The following is a 25000-nucleotide window of genomic DNA, read 5'->3' on the forward strand; positions in this document are numbered from 1 at the left end:
TCGTTGTTTCAGGCGCGTTCGCGCGGGGATCGGCGGTGGTCACGCAGGTGGTCGCTGGCGATGCCGGCGCTAGTGTGCCCGGCGGTGGAGTCCACGACCGGCTCCGCGGACGCGCTCGCTGCGACGGCGTCCGCCTTTGCTCCTGCTTTTGCTCCTGCTTTTGCTGCTTCTCTTGCTCCTGCATTTGCTCTTGCTCTGCCTTTGACTTACCGGGTCCCCTCGGCGCGGCAGCCGCGGCGGGGAAAAACCCGAAGGGCGGCGCACATGGATGTGCGCCGTTCGCGGCAGGGGCAGGATGCCCCTTCCGCGAATCCCCGTCGTGGCTGCGGACCCGGAGCGCGTAGCGCGGAGGGCGCGCTGCGGGGTGTGCTTTCTTTTGGTTACTTTTCTTTGCACAAGCAAAGAAAAGTGACTCGCCGCCAGGCGAAAGCTTTGCTCTTGCACTTGCTGCTATGGCGGTGGCCGCTGAATCGTAGGAGCGGCTTTAGCCGCGACAGGCATTACACATCATGTGGGTCGCGGCTAAAGCCGCTCCTACAGACCTTCTCGCCTGATACGCAAACATCAAGCAACAGCAAGAGCTTTCGCCCTTGCGGGCGAGTTACTTTTCTTTGCTCGCGCAAAGAAAAGGTAACCAAAAGAAAGCGCGCCCTGCCTTCGCGCCCTCCGCGCTGCGCGCTCCGGGTCCGCGTCCATCACGGGGATCCGCGGAAGGGGCATCCTGCCCCTGCCGCGGACGGCGTACATCCATGTACGCCGCCCTTCGGGTGTTTCCCCGCGATGGCCGCCGCTTCGGAAGGGAACCCGGTAAGTCAAAAGCAAGGACAACAGCCAAAGCCACAGCCACAGCGAAGCCAAGCCAAGCCAAGCCAAGCGACCGCGGCTACAACGCTAGCAACCGAAACCGCGACCCTCGCAGCACGCGCTTAACGCACGTCTGCACACCGCAAGCGCAACACCTCTAACCTTCTCCAGGCACCCGACCATGGCCACCCCCGACCTGCCGACCTTCGACAAGATCCTCATCGCCAATCGCGGCGAGATCGCCTGCCGGGTGATCGCCACCTGCCGCAAGCTCGGCATCGCCACCGTGGCCGTGTACTCCGATGCCGACCGCGACGCGCGCCATGTGCGTCTGGCCGACGAGGTTGTGTACATCGGTGCAGCGCCGGCGCGCGAGAGCTACCTGCGCGGCGAGCGCATCCTCGAGGCCGCGCACCGCAGCGGCGCGCAGGCCATCCATCCCGGGTACGGCTTCCTGTCCGAGAACGCGGAGTTCGCCGAGGCCTGCGTCGCACGCGGGCTGGTGTTCATCGGGCCGCCGCCGGCGGCGATCCGTGCCATGGGCGACAAGAGCGCGGCCAAGGCGCTGATGCAGGCGGCCGGGGTGCCGCTGACGCCCGGCTATCACGGCGAGCAGCAAGACCCGGAGTTCCTGCGCGCGCAGGCCGCGGCCATCGGCTACCCGGTGCTGATCAAGGCCAGCGCCGGCGGTGGCGGCAAGGGCATGCGCCGGGTCGATCGCGACGAAGACTTCGTCGCCGCGCTCGCCGCCTGCCAGCGCGAGGCGCAGGCCGCGTTCGGCAATGCGCACGTGCTGGTGGAGAAGTACGTGCTGCGGCCGCGGCACATCGAGATCCAGGTGTTCGGCGACAGCCACGGCGAACTGGTCTACCTGTTCGAACGCGACTGCTCGGTGCAGCGCCGCCACCAGAAGGTGCTGGAGGAAGCGCCGGCGCCGGGCATGGACGCGGAACGGCGTGCGGCGATGGGCCAGGCCGCGGTGGAGGCCGCGCGCGCGGTCGGCTATGTTGGCGCCGGCACGGTGGAGTTCATCGTCGCGCCCGATGGTGCGTTCTACTTCATGGAAATGAACACGCGCCTGCAGGTGGAACATCCGGTCACCGAGTGCATCACCGGCACCGATCTGGTGGAGTGGCAACTGCGCGTGGCCGCCGGGCAACCGCTGCCGCAGCGCCAGCACGAACTGGCGATCCACGGCCACGCGCTGGAAGCGCGGCTGTACGCCGAAGACCCGGCGCGCGGGTTCCTGCCGTCGATCGGCACGCTGCAGCATCTGCGCCTGCCCGCCGCCGACGCGCATACGCGGGTCGATGCGGGCGTCGAGCAGGGCGATGTGATCGGCCCACACTACGATCCGATGATCGCCAAGCTGATCGTCTGGGACGTGACCCGCGAGCGCGCGCTGCGGCGCATGCAGACGGCGCTGGCCGCGTGCCAGGTGGTCGGCGTGTCGACCAATGCCGCGTTCCTGCAGCGCCTGGTCGGCACCAGCGCATTCGCGCAGGCGGACCTGGACACCGCACTGATCGAGCGCGAACACGCGGCGCTGTTCGACACCCCGGCCCCGACCAGCGATGCGCTGTGGAGCCTGGCCGCGCTGGCCTGGCAACTGCATGCGTCGGTGCCCACCGTGCACGCGGCCGATCCGCACTCGCCCTGGGACCTGCGCGACGGCTGGCGGCTGGGTGCGCCAGCCCCGCATGCGCTGACGCTGCAGCATGGCGACACGCAGCGCACGTTGCACCTGACCGCGCATGCCGGCGGCTGGCGGATACAAGCCGCGCAGGCGCAGGAGACGCTTGAGGCGAGCGGCCAGTTGCGCGACGGGCGCCTGTCCGTGTTCCTCGGCACGCAGCGGGTGCAGGCCGATGCGGTGTTCGCCGGTACGCAGCTGCACCTGTTCGTCGACGGCCACGACTATCTGTTCGAACGCCACGACCCGGTCGCCGAGGCCGACCAGCCGGCAGTGGAAAGCGGCGGCCTCACCGCGCCGATGCCGGGGCGCATCGTCGCCCTGCTGGTGGCACCCGGCACCCAGGTGACCCGCGGCACGCCGCTGCTGGTGCTGGAGGCGATGAAGATGGAGCACACCCTGCAGGCACCGGCCGACGGCACCGTGCAGGGCTTTCGCGTGCGCGAGGGCGAGCTGGTCGGCGACGGCGTGGCGCTGCTGGATTTCGAAGCGGCCTGAGCGCTGCGCCTCGCGCGCTCGCCAAGACCGCAACGAGGCGTCACACTCGGCGCTGGTCCATCCTCCTGCGCGCGCCATGAAACTCACCGCCCACGTTCTCGACGGCCACACCCTCGACGTGCGTCCGGCGCCGCGCGAGCGGCCGTGGATGGACCGCACCTCCGAGCGTTACGCGTACCGCTGCCTGCCGCTGGACATTGCCAATGCGCACGGTTGGGAGCTGCTGTGCCAGACCGCGTTCGAGGCCGAGTGGAACGGCGGCAACGCGCTCGACGACCTGCGCGTGCAGCCGGCGCCGGGCACGCACGCGCCGGCGGTCAGCCACTTCGGCTACGGCGTGCTCACCTTCCACGTGCCGTGCCTGTTCCGCACCGAGGCCGGCGTGGACCTGTACGTCACCGCGCCGGTGAACCGGCCCAAGGACGGCATCGCCGGGCTCACCGGGTTGATCGAGACCGACTGGAGTCCGTACACCTTCACCATGAACTGGCAGTTCACCCGGCCCGGCCGCGTGCGCTTCGAGGCGGGCGAGCCGTTCTGCCACTTCTTCCCGGTGCAGCGGCGGGTGCTGGCCGAGACCGAGCCGCGCTGGCAGCCGCTGTCGCAGACGCCGGAACTGGAGCGCGAACACCAGGCATGGATGCGCAGCCGCGGGCAGTTCCTGCACGATCTGGAACAGCCCGGTTCCGACGCCAGCCGCGAAGGCTGGCAGCGCAGCTACTTCCGCGGGCCGGCGCCAGGGCAGTGCCCGGCCGGCGTGGAGCACCGGGTGAAACTGCGGCTGGCGCCGTTCACCCGCAGCGACGACGCGGAATGACGCCGGCTCAGCGCGCGTGGCGCTGGCGCACGCGCGTGGACAGGCGAAACACGCCGTAGGCCAGCAGCATGCCCAGGATCCCGGCGACGGCATGCGCCCAGTCGAACACGCGCGGACCAATTCCACCGACTTGGTCGCCCCACAGGTTGAACAGCACCAGGACGATCACGGTCAGCCCCAGCCCGGCCAGGAACGCGGCGCGGTTGGCGCCCAGCGCGTAGAACAGGAACGGCAGGCCCAGCCCGACCAGGAAATGCACCGGGAAGAAGTACACCGAGCCGTACGGCCGCAACAGCGACCAGACGATGGCGGCGAACACCGCGACGAAGACGAACAGGCCCAGCGACAACGCGCGGGTCTTGGTGGGAGAGAGGCGTGGCTCGGTCATGCGTCACCTGCAGGCAATCCGCGACCGTAGCCGAGTCCCGATCACGGTCGGGTCAAGACCCTGCACCGCGCACGCGGCGGCGGCTGCTCAGCGCGCGCGCCGGCACCACTGCCGTTCGCACGGCACGCCGTCGTGGTTGCCATCCATCTCCACGCCCGGGCAGTGCTGCAGGAAGTACACCGCTTCGTCGCACGAGGTCATCTGCGCGCAATGCGTGCGGCCGTCGCAGTGGAAGGCCGGCGCCGACGATGCGGGCGCCGTGGCCACCGGCGCGACCGGCGCCGCAGGAGCTACCGGCGGCGGCGCCACGAAGCGCAGCACGGCATAGCCGGCGACCGCGAGCACCACCAGCAGCGCCGGCACGCCGAGCCAGCGGCCGCGACGCCTGCGCGGTGCGGTCGCCGCCTGCGCGGCCGATACCGGTGCACGCCCGGGCCGCATCACCCGCATCGCGTGCGGCCGTCCCTGCGGATCTTGCTCCAGGTCGAAGGAGATCAACTCGCCCACCCGTGGCGGCACCCCGTCGGCGGGAAACGCCGCGCGTTGCACCTCGGCTTCGGTCTCGCGATGCGCCAGGCGCACCAGGCCGCAGCCGCGCTCCTCGTTCCACTGAATCAAGGTCCCGTGCGTGCGCATGGCGTCACCGCAAGAAAGTGCATCGCCGCAGTGGACGCCGCCGTGCCCGGTGCGTCCACCGTCCCCACCGCGCCTGCCCGTTCCCGCCAGGCGCGACCCCGCACGCAGCATGCCACGGCGGCGGCCAGCGTGCCGGCGGGCCACCCGCTGCGCGCGCGATCGACGTGAAGGCCCACCGCCGTCTGCCATCGCGACGCCGGCGCGCGCAACTGTCTACCACCGGCTGCGCGGCGCTCGCTAGAGTCCGAAGCGTCGAGCAACGTCGAGGTCCGCGACCACCCGGGACTGGCGATCGACGCGCAACCCGGCATCGCGGCCGCCACACGGCGCCGCCTCCGCAGCATTCGTCCCCCGATGCTGCCCTGCCGGGCCCGCGCGTTTCCCCCACGCTCGACGCATCGGGGTCGTTCAACGCAGTTGCCTTCCACACGGGTCAGGAGAGCGACATGGACAGGTCTTCGGTCCGCTAGGCCGTTTCAACAGGACTGCCGCTTCCACAGCAGCGTCGCCGCAACCGCGCGGCGGATCTGCGCCAGGTCCCGTTCCTGCAGAACCCGGTGCTGTGGAACGCCTGGGTCACCAACAGCTTCACGTCCGCCGATCGCGCGTTCAAGCAGGTGGCGCTGATCCAGTTGGATTTCGCCGTGCGCGACAGCCGCGTGCCCGGCGCCGATTGGATCTTCGGCACCTTCCAGTACAACGGTGCGGTCAGCGGCAAGCCCGGCTGGCAGAACCTGGTGCCGGTGGGCGTGATGTTCGGCAACGATCCGCAGAATACCGGCGACAATTACACCAACAAGCAGCCGACCCAGACCCGGATCAACCCAAGCATCCTGCAGTCGGCGATCAACGCCAAGCCGGAACTGCCGCCGACCCACCTGGGCTGGAACGGCCGCCTCAACGGCCCGGTGGACAATCCGATCAGCTCCTGCATGAGCTGCCACATGACCGCCGAATCGCCGCAACTCTCGCCGATGAATCCAACCTTCCAGGCCGACAAGACCAAGATCCCGCCTGTCGGTTCCAAGGAATGGATGCGCTGGTTCCAGAACGTCCACGCCGGGCAACCGTTCGACGCGGCGGCCAAGAGCACCGACTACAGCCTGCAACTGGCCGGCGGCATCGCCAACTTCTACGACTGGAAGTGCACCCAGGACGGCGTGTTCGTCAGCGGCGGCAACCTGTGCGAGCAGCGCAAGACCTCGCTGAAGCTGATGCGCTCCACCACGCCGCCGCCGACCGTGTACCCGGTCGAGCGTGGGGTGAGCAACCAGGAACTGGAGTAGCCGTCATCACGCCGCGTCTGTCGCGCGCCGCTCGTCGGCGCCGACCGGCGCAGCGCCTGGCTGGCGCGCGCGACGCATGCGCCGAACACCGGATGGGACGCCGCGGCATCAGACGCGATGCCGCCAGCGCCAACTCTTCATGGCGTCGCCCACCCCGTATGCCACGAACGCCAGCAACAACAGCCCCAGATTGAGCACCGGCAGCATGCGTACGGGACTGTAGTAGTCGTTATTCACCAAGACATTCACGGTCTGGCCCGTGCGTCGCCCATGCTGATCCAATAACGGAACAATCACGAGGCCGGAGCGTTCGTCTGCCAGGGTGACGGACACGGCATTTGCCGGGAGCATGTGGTTCATGCCCTTGAACAGATACATCAACGACGAAATGGCCTGAAGATTGAGCAGCACCAGCAACACAAAGGCGACATAGACGCTGACACGTTGCGGACGATTCACTCTGCACTCCTTTTGCGCCAGTACGGCGCTGCAACCGATGCGCCGGGAGCGTGCAATGGCCGGACGTGGCGCGTCAATCGGAGCCGCTGCCGTGCCGGGGTACGCGCGCATGGCGGAATGGCTCACGCATACCGCCAGAGCAGATAGATGGCCGCACAGAGCGCCGGCACCACGATCAGGAAGACGATGCTGGCGGCGCGAGTGAGCAGTCGCAGGTCGGCGGTCGCCATGTGCCGCTAGAATGCCGCTGCATCAACCCTGATCGCAGATTGGTGCGCGGGGTCGCGCAGGAGCCGCAGCGCGTCCTCGGCCTGGGCATTGAGGCGGACGAACAGTGCCCGTTGCTCGTCCAATCGTCGCGACTCCTCCTGCACGACGTGCGTAGCGATACCCTTATCGCGCACGAGTTGACGCACGCGCAGCAGCGTGTCGCCGTCGTAGTAGCGCGCGATGGACTTCATGATCGCCACTGACCCGGTGGGGAGCGAGGCGGACGTGCGCCGGCGCCTGCGCGGCATCAGCCACTCACAGCGCGCACGTGCTTACCCGCGGCGCCAGGGTGAACGGCACCTGACCCAGGCTATCGAGGCCCGACATCGAACGCATACGCGCCCTTGGCCACCAGCGTCAGTTGCCCGTCGCGCGACAGGTTGAAGGTCAGCGTGTCGATGTCGACCGGATGGTGCGCGCCGGCCAGGTAAAGCGAGCCGTCGATGTAGCGGTCCTGCGGATTGCGCGGAAAGTCGAAGCGCTGGCCGGCGAGCTCGCCGAGCCTGAGCGACGGCAGCGCGATGCCGTCCAGGCGAATCGCGGTGTCCACGATCTCGCCATCATGCAGGAAAGGACGCAGCAGGATTTCCAGCGAGGCGTCCTCCGGCTGACCGGAGAGGATCGCGTGACGCGGTTGCAACAGGCTCGGCGAGAACGTCGACATCGCGGCGCCGTCCTCAGTGCTGCGCCACCGGCAACACCACGTCCATCAGCGTGGCGTCGTCCGGATCCGGGGTGGCCTTGAAGCCGAGTTGCTGGCACATCGCCAGCATGGTGCGGTTCTCGCGCAGCACCTGGCCTTCGACCACCTTGAGGCCGAGCCAGCCGGCGTACTCGATCATGATCCGCATCAGTTGCCAGCCGATGCCGTGGCCCTTGAGGTCGGAGCGGATCAGGATGCCGTATTCGCCGCGGTCGTAGTCGGCGTCGGCATGCAGGCGCACCGCGCCGAGCATGTCGCCGCTGCGCGGTTCGATCGCCACCAGCGCGATCGAGCGCGCATAGTCGAGCTGGGTCAGGCGTGCGATGAACTCGTGGCTGAAATGCTTGACCGCCTGGAAGAAGCGCAGCCGCAGGTCCTCGTCGGTGACGCGGGCGAAGAAGCTGCGGAACAGCGCATCGTCCTCCGGCCGCACCGGGCGCACCAGCGCGGTGCTGCCGTCGTTGAGCACGATGCGCCGTTCCCACTCCTTGGGGTACGGGAAGATCGCGAAGCGCGGATGGCCGCGGCCCTTGTGCAGGCGCCGCGACGGCGCCACCGCCACCCGCGCGTCGACCGCGATCACCCCGTCGCGGTCGGCCAGCAGCGGGTTGATGTCAAGCTCGCGGATCTCCGGCAGGTCGGCGGCCAGTTGCGCCAGCTTGACCAGCACCATCGCCACCGCGCGCTCGTCGGCGGCCGGCACGTCGCGGTAGGCCTTGAGGATGCGGCTGACGCGGGTGCGGCCGATCAGCTCGTGGGCCAGGCGCAGGTCCAGCGGCGGCAGCGCCAGCGCCTTGTCGTCGATCACCTCCACCGCGGTGCCGCCGCGGCCGAACACGATCACCGGGCCGAAGGTCGGATCGTCGGCGATGCCGGCGATCAACTCGCGTGCCTTCGGCCGCAGCAGCGAGGGCTGCACCAGCACGCCGTCGATGCGCGCATCCGGACGCGCGGCGCGCGCGCGGGCGAGGATGCCCTCGGCGGCGTCGCGTACCGCCTCCACGCTGACCAGGTTGAGGCGCACGCCGTCCACGTCGGACTTGTGCGGGATATCAGCCGAATGGATCTTCACCGCCACCGCCGAGCCTTGCGCCAGCATCGGCGCGGCCACCTGCGCCGCGGCCTCGGCATCGGCGGCGTGTTCCACCGGCGCGGTGGGGATGCCGTAGGCGGCCAGCAGCCGCGTGGTCGCCAGCGGATCCAGCCAGGTCTGCCCGGCGGCCAGCGCCGCGTCGACGATGCCGCGGGCGGCGGCAGCGTCGAAGGCGAAATCGTCGGGCAGGCTCGGTGGCGTTTCCATCAGCGCCGCCTGCGCCTCGCGATAGCGCACCAGATGCATGAAGCCGCGCACCGCGTCGGCCTCGGTGGCGTAGGTGGGGATGCGCGCGGCGTTGAGCGTGGCGGTGGCGCTTTCGTCGTTGCCCAGCCACACCGCGAACACCGGCTTGTCGCGGTGGTGGCGCGGGCGCTGGCCGAGGATGCGGGTCAGCGCCTGCGCTGCCTCGGCGGAAGAGGTGAACGCGGTGGGCACGTTGACCACCAGCACCGCATCGTTCTCCGGATCCTCCAGCAGCGCGCCGGCGGCGGCGGCGTAGCGCTCGCCGTCGGCGTCCACCACGATGTCCACCGGATTGCGGTGCGACCATTCCTGCGGCAACGCCTGTTCCAACCGCTGCTGGGTGGGCGCCGACAGCGTGGCCAGGGTGCCGCCGAGATCGGCCAGGGTGTCCACCGCCAGGTGGCCGACGCCGCCGCCGTTGCTGAGGATGGCCAGGCGCCGGCCAGGGAAGGTGCTGAGCCGGCCCAGCGTCTCCGCCGCGGCGAACAGCTCGTCCAGCGCGCGCACCCGCAGCAGGCCGGCGCGGGCGAACGCGGCGCCGTACACCGCATCGGAACTGGCCAGCGCCTGCACGTGGGTGTCGGCGTTGGGGTCGATGCGCAGTTGCCGGCCCGACTTCACCACCACCACGGGTTTGGCGCGCGCGGCGGCGCGCGCGGCGGACATGAACTTGCGCGCGTCGCGGATGTGCTCGACATAGAGCAGGATCGCGCGGGTGCGGTAATCGGTGGCGAAGTAGTCGAGCAGGTCGGCGAAGTCCACGTCCAGCGCGTCGCCCAGCGAGACCACCGCCGAGAAGCCGACCGCGCGCGCCACGCCCCATTCCACCAGCGCCGCGGCGATGGCGCTGGATTCGGAGATCAGCGCCAGGTCACCCGGCTGCGGGCAGTGCGCGGCGATGCTGGCGTTGAGCCGCGCATGCGGGGCGATCACGCCCAGGCAGTGCGGGCCGAGGATGCGCAGGCCCTTGGCGCGTGCGGCGCTCTCCACCCGCGCCGCGGCCGAGCCCGGCCCGCTGCCGAGCCCGGCGGTGAGGATGATCGCCGCGGCCACGCCGCGCCGCGCCGCGATCGACACGATGCGCGGCACCATCCGCGCCGGCGCGGTGATCACCACCAAGTCCGGCACCCACGGCAGATCGGTGAGCCGGCGCACCGTGGGCACACCGTCGATCTCGCGGTAGCGCGGGCTGACCCAGCCGATCTGCCCCGGGAACCCTGCCGCGCGCAGGCTGCGCACCACCGCCCGCCCGGCCGAACGCTCGCGCGGGCTGCCGCCGACGATGGCGACCGAGGCGGGGCGGAACACGGACTGCAGGTGATAGGTGCTCATGGCGGCGGCAGAGGCGAGCGAATGCGCTAACGGTACACGGCTGGCCGCGGCGCGGGGATGATCCGAGTCTCGCGGCCGACGGTAGCGCGGGTTCGGCGACTGGGCGCAATGTCGCGATTTCGGCCTCCATGCGTCGGGGCTGAAGCCCCTCCCACAGGGGCTTCGGTCGGCTGCCCGGTGTCCACGGCTCGCGTGTGTTGCTGGATTCAAAACGACCCCAATGGCCGCTCGCGCTCTACTCAGGACATCTCGAACGACCTGTTTTTGCCGCGCATCCCACCGTCTCGTAGATACCGTCTTACCCCCTAGCAGGCAAGGCCCCTTTTCGGATCGAACGCGGTGCCCGATTTGAGAACCCCGTAGGCCAGATGCAGGAGCTTGCGCATGGCGGCGCACACGATCTGCTTGCCGGCTTTGCCGCGTTCGCTCAGCCGCTGTTTCAGCGTGCGGATGATCGGGTTGTGGGTCATGGCCACCAGGGCCGGCATGAACAGGCCCGCGCGCAGGCGGGGCGAGCCGGTGCGCGAGATGCAGACGTGGCCTTTGCGGTCGCCCGACTGCTGCAGGCACGGATTCAGGCCCGCGAAGGCGGTCACCGCCGCGGCATCGGCGAAGCGCCTCACATCGCCAAGCTCGGCCAGCATCAAGGCCGCGCTGGTGTCGGCAATCCCCTGGATGCTCACCAGCAGCTCGCGCTGCCCACGCAAGGTCGGATCCTGGTCGATGTGGTCATCGATGGCCTGCTCGATCTGGGCGATGTGGTGTTGCAGATCGGCCAGATGGACCTGGATCGAGTCCTTCACCTGAGCCGGAGCGACGTCCAGCCGGTTGCGCTCCATCTGCAGCATCTGTTGCAGATCCTGGCGCCGGCGCACCAGCGCTTTGAGCTGCTTGAGCGCCGGCGGATCAGGGGACCAACGGCGTAACTGCTCGCGGTGACGCAAGGCATAACTGGCGATCAGCTTGGCATCGCTGCGATCGGTCTTGACCCGGCTGAGCTGGCTGCGTGCGTACGCGGCCGTCTGCGCCGGGTTGAGCACGCACACCCGATAGCCGCGTGCGTGGAGGAACTCGGCCAGCGCCTGGTGGTAGGTGCCGGTGGCCTCCATGGCGATCCAGCTATCGGGCTGCGCATGCGTCTGCAGCCATGCCTGCAGGGCCTGGAAACCCTTGGCATCGTTGGACAACTTGGCCTTGGTACGGTGCTTGCCATTGGTCAGATCGATGGCCACATCGAAACTGCGTTTAGCGACGTCGATGCCGATGACGGGAGACATACGCGATTCCTCCATCGTGTCAGGGTCATGATCGGCGCTGAGCCCGGTCCTGCCTTGTCGATGCGAGTTCACGCCCGGGGGCGGACTCTGGATACCGTTCGGACACACAAGGGCCAGCATGTGGAGGGCGGAGCCGATCTACGATGCAAGCTCGAAGCTTTAGGAGCGACTGGACCTCCCACACCTCCTCCGATGATCAGTCGGAAGACATGACGCCTGTCTAGGGGCGACATGTCCAGATACAAGGAGCGGCTTCAGCCGCGACGAGGCGTTACCGGTAAGGCACGGTCGCGGCTGAAGCCGCTCCTACGCGTGTGCGCTTGTGCTTGCTCGATGTCCCCTTCAAGCACGACGCCACGCCACAGGCCATAAGCACAGCGCGCTGACCAGGCGGCGCCCCCCTCCTCGACAGCAAGTCCAGCAGCACCGCCCATCCGTCCCCACCTCTCGGATTCACCAAGCCCGGCGAACACCCGCCCCCACAGCCCGGGTCAGCAGACGGTCGCATTGGCGGCCGCATAATGCGGCGATGGAGACGACTCGTGCATAGCGGCGGCCTGGAACTGGCGCTGGTGCTGCTGCTGGCCGCGGTGATCGCGGTGCCGGTGTTCAAGCGGCTGGGCCTGGGCGCGGTGCTGGCCTACCTGGCCGCGGGCGTGGTGCTGGGGCCGGACGGGCTGGGCTTCGTGCAGGACACCGAGCGCATCCTCAACGCCGCCGAGATCGGCGTGGTGATGCTGCTGTTCCTGATCGGCCTGGAGCTGTCGCCGGCGCGATTGAAGGTGATGCGGCATGCGGTGTTCGGCGCCGGGTCGGCCCAGGTGGCGCTGACCGCGCTGCCGCTGGGCGCGCTGGCGCTGTGCATGGGCATGAACTGGAAGAGCGCACTGGTGATCGGCCTGGCGCTGGCGCTGTCCTCCACCGCGGTAGGCCTGCAGCTGCTGGCCGAGCGCAAGGCGCTCAACAGCGACTACGGCCGGCTCGGCTTCGCCATCCTGCTGTTCCAGGACCTGATCGCGATCCCGCTGCTGGCCGCAGTGCCGCTGCTCGGCGGGGCCAAGAACGACACCCTGACCTGGACGGAAGTGGGCCAGGCGCTGGGCGCGCTGGCCTTGGTGGTGCTGTGCGGGCGCTTCGTGCTGCGCCACCTGTTCCGCACCGTGGCGCGCACGCGCATGCCCGAGGTGTTCACCGCCAGCGCGCTGCTGGTGGTGCTGGGCAACGCCTGGTTCCTGCAGAAGGCCGGGCTCAGCCCCAGCCTGGGTGCGTTCCTGGCCGGCGTGCTGCTGGCCGATTCGGAGTTCCGCCACGAACTGGAGGCGCAGATCGAGCCGTTCCAGGGCCTGCTGCTGGGCGTGTTCTTCATCGCCGTGGGCATGGGCATCGACCTGGACCGCATCGTCGCCGAGCCGTGGCTGATCGCCGGTGCGGTGGCCACGCTGCTGCTGGTCAAGTTCGCACTGCTGGCCGGCATCGGCCGCGTGCTGCGCCTGCCCTGGCGCAGTGCGCTGCTGCTGGGCAGCCTGCTGTGGCTGGGCGGCGAGTTCGCCTTCGTGGTGTTCACCGAGGCGCAGCGCGTGCGCCTGCTCGACGACGCCACCCACGACCGCCTGGTCGCGGTGGTCGGCGTGTCGATGGCGCTGACGCCGCTGCTGCTGATCGGCATGCAGCGCCTGCTCGGCGTCAGCGAGGCCAGCAAGGGCAAGCAGCCACCACCGCCGGCCGCGCAGTACGACACCGTGGATGCGCAGCGCGCGCAGGTCCTGATCGCCGGCATGGGCCGCTTCGGCCAGATCGTGGCGCGCCTGCTGACCGCGCAGCGCATCCCGTTCGTGGCGCTGGAACACAATCCGGACACGGTGGAGGACCTGCGCCGCTTCGGCAACCAGCTCTACTACGGCGACCCCAGCCGTCCGGACCTGCTGCGCGCGGCCGGCAGCGACGGCATCCGCATCTTCGTGGTGGCGATGGACGACCCGGAAACCAACATCAAGACCACGCGGCTGATCCGCCGGCTCTACCCCACCGCCAAGGTGCTGGCGCGCGCGCGCAACCGCCAGCACGCCTGGCGGCTGATGGACCTGGGCGCCGAACCGTTCCGCGAGGTGTTCGCCTCCAGCCTGGAACTGAGCGAACAGGTGCTGCTCGGCCTGGGCCTGGACGCGGCCACCGCGCGCGACCGCATCGCCCGCTTCCGCGAACACGACTCGCAACTGCTGCGCGCCCAGCACCTGGTCTACGACGACGAGGCCGCGGTGGTGCAGACCGCCCGCGCGGCGCGCGCCGACCTGACCAAGCTGTTCGAGGCCGACGTCAACGATCCGACGGCGGGGCCGGCGGATGCGACGGGCGCGACAGGCGCGGAACAGCAGCGCAGTTGATACGGGTGGCTTGGATGCCACGGCCGGAGCCTCGCGGCCAGCGGTGTCGCAGGCGTGCGCTGCGTGATGTGCGCTCGTCGCTGCCGACAACGGCGGTCGCGGTCGGCATGTCATCGTCGCGCTCGACGGATCGCGATTGGATACTGACCAGTCGCCAAGCAGCGCACCGACTACAGCGTGGTGCGCGTGAAGGGCATCTCCAATAACGCGTTATTGCCGCGGCTCGGCATGATGTATCGTCGCGATTGTAGGAGCGGCTTCAGCCGCGACGGGCATTCCCGATAATGCCCGTCGCGGCTGAAGCCGCTCCTACGAGGGGGTTCGACGGCTTCCGCCGCGGTGACGCAGCGCACTGGCATGCCGACGCAAAGGCTAATGCTGGGCGCACGCGCTATTTCCGCGCGCCGCCAATCCTTCCACTGTGAGGGGCTTCAGCCCCGACTGCAGGAGCCAGCCGCCATCGCTGCGCCGCTCCTCCTGACATGGAAGCATTTTCCCGAGCACTGGCGCTCCCGCCAGCGCCCGAGGCACCGCTTCAGCGCTTTCGTGCGGGACGCTTCGCGGCGCTGCTGGCCGTGCGCTTGACGGCGTTCTTCGCGGTACTCCTGGCGACCTTCTTCGCCGCCGACGTCTTTGCTGGCGCCGCGGCGGGCTTGGCCTTGGTCGACGTGCGTGCCTTGGGCGAAGCGGAGGCATCGGCCGTCTTGGCCCCGCCACGCTTCGGCGCCGGCGTCACCGGCCGGGTCTCGGTCGTGGCGGTGGCTTCGGGCGGGCGCCGCGGCGGCGGGCGCCGCCCCGCGGTCAGGGTGCGCCAGGTGTGTCCGCCGTTGAGCGCCAGCAGCGCATCGGCGGCGGCCGGGCCGGCACTGCCGGCCGGGTACTGCGGGGTTTCGTCGGCCGAGGTCTGCCAGGCGTCGAGGATCGGCTGCACGATGGTCCAGGCCGCCTCGACCATGGTCGCGTCCTGGAACAGTCCCGCCTCGCCGTGCATGCAGTCCTGCAGCAGGCGTTCGTAGCCCACCGTGTATTCCTTGGGGAACCAGTCGCGGTAGCGGAAATCCATGCGCACCGGCGCCAGGCTGACCCGCGCGCCCGGACGCTTGACGTCGAACTGCAGCGAGATGCCCTCGTCGGGCTGGATGTGCAGCACCAGCCAGTCGGGGCCGTAGCCGCCGATTTCGGCGCTGCGCAGCGGCGCCAGCGGCGCCGGCTTGAAGCGGATCGCGATCTCGGTGGTGCGCTCGCGCAGGCGCTTGCCGGTGCGCAGGTAGAACGGCACGCCGGCCCAGCGCCAGGTGTCCACCTGCAGCTTCATCGCCACGTAGGTCTCGGTGTTGGAGTCCGACGGCACCGTGTCCTCCTCGCGGTAGCCGGGCACGGCGTTGCGGCCGATCGCGCCGGCCGCGTACTGCCCGCGCACCACGTCGGCCGGGCTCAGCGGCCGCACCGCCTCGATCACCTCGGCGCGCCGGCGCAGCATCGCTGCCGGGGTGAACGCGGCCGGCGGCTCCATCGCGATCATCGCCAGCAACTGGAACAGGTGATTGGGCACCATGTCGCGCAGGCAACCGGTGGGGTCGTAGAAGCCGCCGCGGCCCTCCACGCCGATGGTCTCGGCCGCGGTGATCTGCACGTGGTCGATGCGGTCGCGGTTCCACACCGGTTCGAACAGGCCGTTGGCGAAGCGGAAGGCGAGGATGTTCTGCACCGTTTCCTTGCCCAGGAAATGGTCGATGCGGAACACCTGATCCTCGTCGAGCACGCGGCCGACAATGGCGTTGAGCTCGCGCGCGCTCTGCAGGTCGTGGCCGAACGGCTTCTCCACGATCACCCGGCGCCAGCCGCCGCTGGCGCTCTGCCTGACCAGCCCGGCCGCGCCCAGTTGCTCGATCACCGGCGCGAAGAAGCGCGCCGCGGTGGCCAGGTAGAACAGCACGTTGCCGCCGGTGCGGTACTGCGCGCCGATCTTCTCCAGCAGCGCGCCCAGGCTGCGATAGGTGGCTGCGTCGTTGAAGTCGCCGCGCAGGTAATGCAGGCGCGAGCGCAGCCAGCCCCACACCTCCTCGTCCAGGCCATCGGCCTTGAACTCGGCGTCGCGGTCGGCCATCAGCCCGCGCATCGCATCGCCGAGCATGCGCCGCCATGCCACTTCGCTGACCGCGCCGTGGTCCACGCCGATCACCGCGAACTCCTCGGGCAACGCGCCGCTGTGGCGCAGGTTGTACAGCGCCGGCAGCACCAGGCGGCGGGTCAGGTCGCCACGGGCGCCGAACACCACGATCAGGCAGGGAGGGGTGGTCTGGGAGGCATCGCTCATGGATGGGTGTCCTGTTCGCCGATCAAGCCATGCAGGCGCAGCGCCGCGTGGACCAGCGCCACGTGCGAGTAGCCCTGCGGGAAATTGCCGAGCATGCGGCCGCTGCGCGGGTCGTACTCCTCAGCCAGCAGGCCGACGTCGTTGCACAGCGCGAGCAGGCGCTCGAACAGCGCGCGCGCCTGCTCGCGGCGGCCGAGCAGCGCGTAGTTCTCCACCAGCCAGAAGCTGCAGGCGATGAAGGTGCCCTCGCCGGCCGGCAAGCCGTCGCCGCTGGCGTCGTCGGCGCGGTAGCGCTCGACCAGGCCGTCGATGCTCAGGCGTGCGGCGATGGCGTCGGCGGTCGCGGCCACGCGCGGATCGTCCGGCGGCAGGAAGCCGACCAGCGGGATCAGCAGGGTCGCCGCGTCCAGTCGCTCGCTGCCGTAGCTCTGCACGAAATAGCCGTCGCGGTGCACACCCTGCGCCAGCACCTGCGCATGGATCTCGTCGGCCAGCGCGCGCCAGTGCGCGCGTTGCGCGGCATCGGCATCGGTGACGCCATCGCGCGCGCCGCAGTCGAACGCCAGCCACGCCATCACCTTGGAATGCACGAAGTGCTGGCGCTTGTCGCGGATTTCCCAGATGCCCTCGTCCGGCTCGCGCCAGCGCTGTTCCAGCACCTCCAGCAACTGCCGCGCCAGCGAGCGGCCATGCACGGCCGTGGCCATGCCCTCGTGGTGGCCGCGGTGGAATGCGGCGATCACCTCGCCATAGACGTCGAGCTGGAACTGGCCGACCGCGGCATTGCCCACGCGCACCGGCGAGGCGCCTTCGTAGCCGGGCAGCCAGTCCACCGTCCATTCGGACATGCGCCGCTCGCCGCCGATGCCGTACAGCGCCTGCAACTGGTCCGGCGAGCCGGCCACGGTGCGCTGCAGCCAGCCGTGGAAGGCGGCGGCCTCGTCGAAGTAGCCGGCCGCGCGCAATGCGGTGAGGGTGAACACCGCATCGCGCAGCCAGCAGAAGCGGTAGTCCCAGTTGCGTTCGCCGCCCAGGCGTTCGGGCAGCGAGGTGGTCGGCGCTGCGACGATGGCGCCGGTGGGCAGATAGCTCAGGCCCTTCAACACCACCAGCGAGCGCCGCACCGCCTCGGTCCACGGGCCGGCATGCAGGCAGCGGTGCGACCAGCCGTGCCAGAACGCCTCGGTCTGCGCCAGCGCCTGTTCCGGCTCCAGCAGCGGCGGCAGCTCCAGGTGCGAGGCGCCGTGGCTGAGCACAAACCAGGTGCTTTCGCCGGCCTCCAGCACGAACTCGGCCTCGGTGGCGAAGCCGTGGCCGTGCATGGCCTGCGGGCTGCGCACGGCGATCTGGTCCGGCCCGGCCACCGCCTGGAGGCCACCGTCGATCTGCGAGACCCAGGGAATGGTGCGGCCGTAGTTGAAGCGCAACTGCAGCTGCATGCGCAGCGGCACCGTGCCGTGCAGGCCGCGCACGATCCGCACCACATGGTTGTGCATCACTTCGTCGTGGCTGGCGACCATGAAGTCGAGCAGCGCCACGGCGCCGGTGTCGGTCTCGAACCGCGTCTCCAGCACCAGGCTGCCGTCGCGGTAGGCGCGGGTGCTGGTGTAGGCGCCCTGCGGCGCGATCGCCCAGCGGCCGTGGTCGGGCTCGCCGAGCAGGGCGGCGAACAGGGCATCGGAATCGAAGCGCGGCAGACACAGCCAGTCGATCGAGCCGCAACGGTCCACCAGGGCCGCGCTGCGGCAGTTGCCGAGCATGGCGTAGTCTTCGATTCGCGAGGCCATCGTCGGCGCCGGGACGGAGGAGCGGCGAGTCTGCCAGCGCCGGTGTTTGCATCGCGTAATCGCCGCAGCACGCCGTTCAGGCGCGCGCAAGCGCGCGGCTGCGGCTACACTGCGGCTGCGCATGACTTCCGATCCCGCTGCCGCCGCCCTGCGCACTCTGGTCCTGGAGGACGATCCGATACTGCGCGATCGCATCCTGGTACCAGGCCTGCGCCGCTTCGGTTTCGCCGCCGACGGCTGCGGCACCGGCGCCGAACTGCAGCAGCGGGTGCAGCGCGAGGGCGCCGAGATCGTGGTGCTGGATGTCGGGCTGCCCGATACCGACGGCTTCACCCTGGCCGGCGCGCTGCGGCAGCAGTACCCGGACCTCGGCATCGTCATGCTGACCAGCCTGGGCCAGACCGAGGACCGCATCCGCGGCCTGACCGGCGGCGCCGATGCCTACCTGTCCAAGCCGGTGGAAATCGACCTGCTGGCCGCGACCCTGCACAGCCTGGCGCGGCGCGTGAGCGGGCGTCCGCCGGCGGCGCCGGCGCGCGGGCGCTGGCAGATGAGCGAAGACGGCTGGTGCCTGCTGTCGCCATCCGGCGCCGCCGCCGCGCTGACCGGCAGCGAACGCCGCCTGTGCCTGCGCCTGCTCGAGCAACCGGGCCTGCTGGTGCCGCGCGAGGCGCTGATCGCCGCCCTCACCGATCGCGTCTACGACTTCGACGCGCACCGCCTGGATTCGATGGTGCACCGCCTGCGCAGCAAGGTGCAGCGCCGCTGCGGCGAACCGCTGCCGCTGGCCGCGGTGCACGGCAAGGGCTACATCCTCGATCCTGCCGGCTGATCCGCCACTCGCCATCGCGCGCCGCGTGGCGCGGGCCGTCGCGTCAGGCCAGGCCTATGCCGGCACCGCGGCCGGCAACGCATCGGCATGCGGCAGCACGATGCGGAAGCGCGTGCCCACGCCCACCGTGCTGTGCACCTGGATGCGGCCACCGGCGCGCACCACCAGGTCGCGCACCACCGCCAGGCCCAGGCCGGTGCCGCTGTCGGCGGGCTTGGTGCTGTAGAACGGCTCGAACACCTGCGCGGCCACCTCGGCCGGCATGCCGTGGCCGTCGTCGGCGACCTCGATGACGGTGCCCTCGTCCTCACTGGAGACGGCGATGTCGAAATGGCCACGGTCGGCGATCGCGTCGCGGCTGTTGGAGGCCAGGTTCAGCAGCATCAGGTCGAACTGGCTGCGCTCGAAGCGGATCGGCGCCGGCGCCGCCGGGAGCGCGCAGCGCAGCACGATGCGCGCTTCCAGCAACTGCCGCAACATCGGCTGCAGCGCCTCCACCGCCGCCGCCGCGTCGAAGCGCTCGACATGCTCGGCGTCGCGGCGGCTGAAGCGCAGCAGCCGGCGCACGATGGTCATGCCGCGCTCGGCCGATTCCTCCACCGCCGCCAGGCTGTCCTCCAGGTGCGCGATGCGTTGCGCGTCGCCGTCCAGATCGTCGTCGTGGCGCGCGGCGGCGAAGCCGGACATCACCGCCAGGATGTTGTTGAAATCGTGGGCCAGGCCGCTGGCCATGCGCTCGGTGATCTCGCGCTTCTGCGCATGGATCAGCTGGGTCTGCGCGCGCTCGCGCTCGTGCATCTCCTGCTGCAGGCGCTGGCCGCGCGCGTTGGACTCGCGCAGGCTCTCGCGCAGCGCCTCGGTGGTGCGGTCCAGCAGCAGCGCCACCAGCAGGTAGCTGAAGAGCACCGGCAGCACGTTGAACAGCGCCTGCGCCGGCGCGCCGGCCAGTTCGGCCAGCGCATCGCGGCCCACGCCGACGCCGAGCATCAGCAGCAAGGCGACGAAGGTGACCCACAGCGCGCGGCGCCCCAGCACCAGCCCGGCCAGGATCAGCACCAGCATCTGCGCCAACTGGTCCGGCAACTGCCGCTGGAAGCCGTGGATGGCGGCATTGACCAGCAGCGAGCCGAGCATCGCTCCTAGCAGCAACCGCACGCCGCCGCGCAAGGCGCCATGGCGCACGCGCACGAAACCGATCGCCGCGCACACCCCGATCAACAGGCTCATGCTCAACGAGATCACCAGCCCGGGTTGCACCGGCTGCCCGCGCAGCTGCGGCCACGCCAGCACCAGCGCGATCACCAGCGTGGCGGGAATGGTCACCGCCAGGAACAGCAGCAGCAACTGGATCACCCGCGCGTTGCGCCGGTCCACCTCGTCCAGCAGCGGCGCGCGGCCCAGCCAGTTCCAGAACGCCTTCGCCATGCCGCCGTGCTCCATTCCCGTTCAGTGAGAATCCGATGATGATCATGCGAGAACTTGCAGGTGACAAGCCGGTGACGGCGGGCCTAAGTTCGCATGACGGAACGCGCCCGGGGACGACGGCGCGGCTCCCAGACCACTCCTGACCGATGCGGAGGCGCACGCGCGCCGCCGACGTCACCTTCTGCCCTGCCGTTTTCCAGCCCGAGATCGCCATGAACGCACGCTCTTCCCTGCGCGGCACCGCCGCCCGTCATCCGATGCCCCGCGCCTACAGCACCCTGGCCCTGGCCTGTGCGCTGTGCCTGTCGTCGACGGCCCTGGCGCAGACGCCCACCACCACGACGACCGGCACGGCCCAGGCCTCCGGCACCGACGCCACCGCCAGCGACGCCAGCGCGACCCCGGCCGCGACCACCTACGACCCCAGCGTCTACTTCAAGGCCACCGGCAGCGCCGACAGCAACGCCGGCGCCGAGGCTGATGGCGACGAAGCGCTGGCCGCCGGTGAGGCCGCCTCGGCGGTGGGGACCGGCGCCATGGCGATCGGCGGCGGTGCGGTGGGCTACGCCGACCATGCGCTGGCGGTCGGCCACAACAGCCTGGCCACCGAGATCTCCACCACCGCCATCGGCGGCATGCTCGACGTGGATTACTCGTCGCTGCCCAACGGCGTGACCATCCTGCAGCAGACCTCGGCCACCGGCATGGCGGCGACCGCGCTGGGCGCCGGCGCCCAGGCCAGCGGCAAGTTCAACGTGGCTGCCGGCGCCGGCGCGATCGCCAGCGACCGCTCCAGCGTCGCGGTCGGCGGCATCGTCGACGTGAGCGAGGAGATGAATCCGGGCTTCGGTGTGGAAGGCACCCAGTTGCAGGCCACCCAGGCCACCGGCCCGCTGTCCACCGCGCTGGGCGGCGGCGCGCTGGCCACCGCCTACAGTTCCACCGCGGTCGGCGCCCTGGCCGAAGCCAGCGCCAACCGCACCGTCGCCGTCGGCACCACCGCGGTGGCCAACCAGTACGCGGCCGTGGCAGTGGGCGCGCAGAGCCAGGCCACCGCCGAGTGGGCCACCGCCTTCGGCAATGGCGCACGCGCCTGGGGCACCCACAGCGTGGCCATGGGCCCCAGCGCATTCGCGCAGAGCGACGACGCCACCGCGGTCGGCCCGGCCGCGCTCGCCCTCGGTGTCGGCTCCACCGCGCTCGGCAACGGCTCCTGGGCCGGCGGCACCCGCAGCCTGGCCCTGGGCGGGGGCATGGTGTGGAACGGCGAATTCTTCCGCGAGACCCCGGTGCTGTTCTACGACAGCATCGCCGTGGGCACCGGCGCGGACGTGTTCGGCGACCGGTCGATCGCGATCGGCCCCGGCGCCCGCGTCGGCAACTCGCAGTTCGTCAACGACCAGACGACCATCACCAACAACAGCGTCGCGCTCGGCGCCGGCTCGGTCGCCGAACGCGACAACACCGTGTCCATCGGTGCGGTGGGCGCCGAGCGCCAGCTCACCAACCTGGCCGCCGGCACCATGGACACCGACGCGGTCAACCTGGCGCAGTTGCGCAACGTCGCCGCCGCCTTCGGCGCCGGCAGCGTGGTCGATGCCAACGGCAACCTGATCGGCGGAAACTACCTGGTGCAGGGCAGCCACTACACCGACCTGGGCTCGGCGATGGGCGCGCTGGACACCGCGCTGACCGGCTTCGGCAACCGCCTCGACGCGATCGGCGGCTCCGGCGGGGTCAGCATCGGCGGCGGCGGTGGCGCGGCCACGGCTCCCAGCACCGGCGCCGGCACCAATGCCGTGGCCGTCGGCTCCGGGGCCACCGCCAACGGCAACAACGGCTTGGCGATGGGCGCGCAGGCGCTGGCCTACGGCCCCAACGACACCGCCATCGGCGGCAACGCCACGGTCAATGCCGACGGCAGCACCGCGGTCGGCGCCAACGCCCGCGTCGCCGCGGTGGCGACCAATGCGGTGGCGCTCGGCGAGAGCGCCAGTGCCTCGGCCGCCTCGGCCACCGCGCTCGGCCAGGGTGCCTCGGCCAGTGCCGCCAACGCGGTGGCGCTGGGCCAGGGTTCGGTCGCCGACCGCGCCAACACGGTCTCGGTGGGCAGCGCCGGCAACGAGCGGCAGATCGCCAACGTCGCCGCCGGCAGCGCCGGCACCGATGCGGCCAACGTGGCGCAGATGCGGGCCGGCGACAGCGCCACCCTGAGCAGCGCCAACGCCTACACCAACACCCGCATCACCGCGCTGGACGACAGCTTCAACCAGTTGCGCACCGACACCGAACACCGTCTCGACGGCATGGACCGGCGCATGGACAAGCTCGGCGCGATGAGCGCGGCGATGCTCAACATGGCGGTCAACGCCGCCGGCACGCAGAGCCCGCGTGGGCGCGTGTCGGTCGGCGCCGGCTTCCAGGGCGGGCAGCAGGCGCTGTCGATCGGCTACGCCCGCAAGCTCGGCGCGCGTGCCTCGTTCAGCCTGGGCGGCGCCTTCAGCAACGGCGAGTCCTCGGCCGGCATCGGCGTGGGCGTGGACCTGTGATGTCGCGCGGCGCCACGCGCGCCGCGGTGTTTCTTCCTCTTCCTCTTTTTTCCAGGATCTGCAGATGATGTCTTCCAACACGCTCGCCGCTGCCCTCGCCGCCGTCCTGTTCGCCGCTGGCGCGCAAGCGGCCACTCCCACCATCGGCCTGGGCCGCGTGCAGGGCCCGGTGCCGCAATCGGCCAACCCCAACGACCTGGGCCAGCGCTTCATCGTCAAGACCCGCGACGGCGGCACCCAGGCGCGCAGCCTGCTCGCCACCACCCTCAGCAGCGCGGTGGCACGCAGCGGCATGCAGCGCGCGCAGATCGCCAGCGACGGCCTGACCGTACGCAGCGCCGTCAGCGCCAAGGTGCTGCGCGACATGGCGGTGCCGGGCTGGCACGTGGTGCAGACCTCGCGCCACCTCAGCGACAGCGAGCGCACCGCCTTCATCAACGAACTGAAGGCCGACCCGTCGGTGGTGTCGGTGCAGGTCGACCGCCTGTACCGGCGTCTGGACGAGGCCAGCGTGCGCCTGCCGGCCGCCGTCGCGGCCGCCGCCTCCACCACCCCCAACGATCCGGCCTACGCCCAGTTGCAGTGGAATTTCCACGACCCGGTCGGCGGGGTGAACGCCGAGCGGGGCTGGACCCGCTCCACCGGCAAGGGCGTGGTGGTGGCGGTGGTCGACACCGGCGTGGTGCAGAACAATCCGGACCTGGCCGCCAACGTGCTGCCCGGCTACGACATGATCACCGACCACCGCGTCTCGCGCCGCGACACCGACGGCCGCGTGGCCGGCGGCTACGACCTGGGCGACTGGGTCGAGGCCGACTACTGCAACGCGCTCGGCGGCTCCGGCAACGCCCCGGAGCCGAGCTCATGGCACGGCAGCCACGTCTCCGGCACCATCGCCCAGGTCACCAACAACAACCTGGCCACCGCCGGCCTGGCCTACGACGCGAAGATCCTGCCGGTGCGCGTGCTCGGCTCCTGCGGCGGCTTCGGCAGCGACATCACCGACGGCATGCTGTGGGCCGCGGGCCTGCCGGTCGCCGGCCTGCCGACCAACCCGAACCCGGCCGAGGTGATCAACATGAGCCTGGGCAGCAGTTCCCCGGATACCTGCCCGCAGATCTACCAGGACGCGATCGACCAGATCAACGCCAAGGGCACGATCATCGTGGTCGCCGCCGGCAACTCCAACGCCAATGCCGCCACGTACACCATGTCCTCCTGCAACGGCGTGATCAGCGTCGGCGCCTCGCGTATCAACGGCGGCCGCGCGAGCTATTCCAACTACGGCACCCGCGTGGACATCGCCGCGCCGGGCGGCGGCGGCGACATCGACGGCAACCCCGGCGGCTACATCTTCCAGGTGATCAACGGCGGCTCGCAGAGCCCGACCAGCGACTGGCAGATCGGCGGCATGGCCGGCACCTCGATGGCCTCCCCGCACGTGGCCGCGGCGGTGGCGCTGGTGCAGAGCGTGGCCACCACCCCGTTCAGCTGGACCGGCATGCGCGACCTGCTGCGCGCCAGCGCACGGCCGTTCCCGGTGGCCATCCCCACCAGCACGCCGATCGGCGCCGGCATCCTGGACGTGGACATGCTGCTGCAGATGGCCACCACCCCGCCATGCAATCCGTCGGACAGCACCTGCGTGCCGCCGACCAAGACCCTGGTCAACAAGGTCGAGATGCGCGGCCTCGGCAGCCAGGGCGGCGATGCGCTGTACAGCTTCCAGGCCGCCGCCGGCACCGCGGTCAGCTTCATGACCTTCGGCGGCAGCGGCAACGTGGCGATGTACGTGTCGGCGGGCAAGGTGCCGACCAGCAGCAGCTACGACGCGCGCTCCACCCGTGCCGGCACCACCACCCAGACGGTGCGCCTCACCCCGTCCAGCGCCACGACCTACTACGTGCGCCTGAGCGGCAGCTACAGCGGCCTGACCGTGGTCGCACGGCAGTAACGCGACCGCGCGGCGGCGCCGTTCGCCGCCGCGCCACGTGCGCGGGAGAAGGCCTCCCGCCGCGACTCCGAAAGCAGCGACGGACCACCATGACGCACTCGCCCGCCTTCCGGCGGGCATTTTTTTGGGCGCTGCGGTGCACCGCGATGCGGCAAGCCCCTCTCCCACCGGGAGAGGGGTCTGAGTGAGGGGACGGCACGAGGCACGAGGCGCGGGGCGATGGGCGGCGCGAGGCTGCGCCCTACCCTCATCC

General features: G+C 70.5%; 17 protein-coding genes. 7 read left to right on the forward strand and 10 right to left on the reverse strand.

Going from position 1 to position 25000, the window contains the following annotated elements:
* The first annotated feature begins 985 nt into the window (after window positions 1-985).
* Together AC1PK7_RS20325 and AC1PK7_RS20330 are read left to right on the forward strand one after the other, a co-directional pair.
* Window positions 986-2995: an acetyl/propionyl/methylcrotonyl-CoA carboxylase subunit alpha gene (locus tag AC1PK7_RS20325; protein WP_481099312.1), complete on the forward strand. Its 2010-nt coding sequence runs from the start codon at window positions 986-988 to the stop codon at window positions 2993-2995.
* Window positions 2996-3071: 76 nt separating this feature from the next.
* Window positions 3072-3812 (forward strand): DUF6065 family protein, encoded by a 741-nt coding sequence (locus AC1PK7_RS20330; protein ID WP_041499831.1) that lies wholly within the window; start codon window positions 3072-3074, stop codon window positions 3810-3812.
* A gap of 7 nt (window positions 3813-3819) precedes the next feature.
* Here the strand turns inward: AC1PK7_RS20330 and AC1PK7_RS20335 are convergent, their stop codons facing one another.
* Together AC1PK7_RS20335 and AC1PK7_RS20340 are read right to left on the reverse strand one after the other, a co-directional pair.
* Window positions 3820-4200 carry a hypothetical protein gene (locus tag AC1PK7_RS20335; RefSeq protein WP_010341548.1) on the reverse strand — a complete coding sequence of 127 codons (381 nt, stop codon included), beginning with the start codon at window positions 4198-4200 and terminating at the stop codon, window positions 3820-3822.
* A gap of 87 nt (window positions 4201-4287) precedes the next feature.
* Window positions 4288-4836, reverse strand: a complete 549-nt coding sequence (locus tag AC1PK7_RS20340) for an excalibur calcium-binding domain-containing protein (protein ID WP_371180618.1) — start codon at window positions 4834-4836, stop codon at window positions 4288-4290.
* A gap of 557 nt (window positions 4837-5393) precedes the next feature.
* Here AC1PK7_RS20340 and AC1PK7_RS20345 point away from each other — a divergent pair.
* Window positions 5394-6122: a hypothetical protein gene (locus AC1PK7_RS20345; protein ID WP_481099313.1), complete on the forward strand. Its 729-nt coding sequence runs from the start codon at window positions 5394-5396 to the stop codon at window positions 6120-6122.
* Between the two features lie 108 nt (window positions 6123-6230).
* Here AC1PK7_RS20345 and AC1PK7_RS20350 read toward each other — a convergent pair whose 3' ends face one another.
* The 5 genes from AC1PK7_RS20350 to AC1PK7_RS20370 all read right to left on the reverse strand — a co-directional run bounded on the left by AC1PK7_RS20350 (window position 6231) and on the right by AC1PK7_RS20370 (window position 11502).
* A complete protein-coding gene (locus tag AC1PK7_RS20350; protein WP_481099314.1) occupies window positions 6231-6707 on the reverse strand; it encodes a hypothetical protein in 477 nt (158 codons plus the stop codon).
* A gap of 110 nt (window positions 6708-6817) precedes the next feature.
* Window positions 6818-7042 (reverse strand): hypothetical protein, encoded by a 225-nt coding sequence (locus AC1PK7_RS20355; RefSeq protein ID WP_481099315.1) that lies wholly within the window; start codon window positions 7040-7042, stop codon window positions 6818-6820.
* Between the two features lie 119 nt (window positions 7043-7161).
* A complete protein-coding gene (locus AC1PK7_RS20360; protein WP_481099316.1) occupies window positions 7162-7515 on the reverse strand; it encodes a hypothetical protein in 354 nt (117 codons plus the stop codon).
* Between the two features lie 13 nt (window positions 7516-7528).
* On the reverse strand, window positions 7529-10225 hold the full coding sequence (locus tag AC1PK7_RS20365) for a bifunctional acetate--CoA ligase family protein/GNAT family N-acetyltransferase (RefSeq protein WP_481099317.1): 2697 nt from the start codon (window positions 10223-10225) through the stop codon (window positions 7529-7531).
* 305 nt (window positions 10226-10530) lie between these two features.
* A complete protein-coding gene (locus tag AC1PK7_RS20370) occupies window positions 10531-11502 on the reverse strand; it encodes an IS110 family RNA-guided transposase (protein WP_481099249.1) in 972 nt (323 codons plus the stop codon).
* A gap of 542 nt (window positions 11503-12044) precedes the next feature.
* Between AC1PK7_RS20370 and AC1PK7_RS20375 the strand changes: the two genes are divergently transcribed.
* Window positions 12045-13883, forward strand: a complete 1839-nt coding sequence (locus AC1PK7_RS20375) for a monovalent cation:proton antiporter-2 (CPA2) family protein (RefSeq protein WP_481099318.1) — start codon at window positions 12045-12047, stop codon at window positions 13881-13883.
* Between the two features lie 535 nt (window positions 13884-14418).
* Here the strand turns inward: AC1PK7_RS20375 and zwf are convergent.
* Both zwf and AC1PK7_RS20385 read right to left on the reverse strand, forming a co-directional pair.
* Window positions 14419-16200, reverse strand: a complete 1782-nt coding sequence (gene zwf, locus AC1PK7_RS20380; RefSeq protein ID WP_481099319.1) for a glucose-6-phosphate dehydrogenase — start codon at window positions 16198-16200, stop codon at window positions 14419-14421.
* Window positions 16197-17987, reverse strand: a complete 1791-nt coding sequence (locus tag AC1PK7_RS20385; RefSeq protein ID WP_481099320.1) for a glycoside hydrolase family 15 protein — start codon at window positions 17985-17987, stop codon at window positions 16197-16199. The genes zwf and AC1PK7_RS20385 overlap by 4 nt, the downstream gene beginning before the upstream one ends.
* A gap of 121 nt (window positions 17988-18108) precedes the next feature.
* Between AC1PK7_RS20385 and AC1PK7_RS20390 the strand changes: the two genes are divergently transcribed.
* Complete coding sequence (locus AC1PK7_RS20390; RefSeq protein WP_481099321.1) at window positions 18109-18819, forward strand: response regulator transcription factor; 711 nt, start codon at window positions 18109-18111, stop codon at window positions 18817-18819.
* A gap of 54 nt (window positions 18820-18873) precedes the next feature.
* On the opposite strand, the gene AC1PK7_RS20395 is transcribed toward AC1PK7_RS20390, so the two are convergent.
* Window positions 18874-20244 carry a sensor histidine kinase gene (locus AC1PK7_RS20395; protein ID WP_481099322.1) on the reverse strand — a complete coding sequence of 457 codons (1371 nt, stop codon included), beginning with the start codon at window positions 20242-20244 and terminating at the stop codon, window positions 18874-18876.
* Window positions 20245-20456: 212 nt separating this feature from the next.
* Between AC1PK7_RS20395 and AC1PK7_RS20400 the strand changes: the two genes are divergently transcribed.
* On the forward strand, window positions 20457-22793 hold the full coding sequence (locus AC1PK7_RS20400; RefSeq protein WP_481099323.1) for a YadA-like family protein: 2337 nt from the start codon (window positions 20457-20459) through the stop codon (window positions 22791-22793).
* Between the two features lie 64 nt (window positions 22794-22857).
* Complete coding sequence (locus AC1PK7_RS20405; RefSeq protein WP_481099324.1) at window positions 22858-24747, forward strand: S8 family serine peptidase; 1890 nt, start codon at window positions 22858-22860, stop codon at window positions 24745-24747.
* Window positions 24748-25000 lie beyond the last annotated feature (253 nt).

This window comes from Xanthomonas sp. NCPPB 3174, from assembly GCF_056725205.1.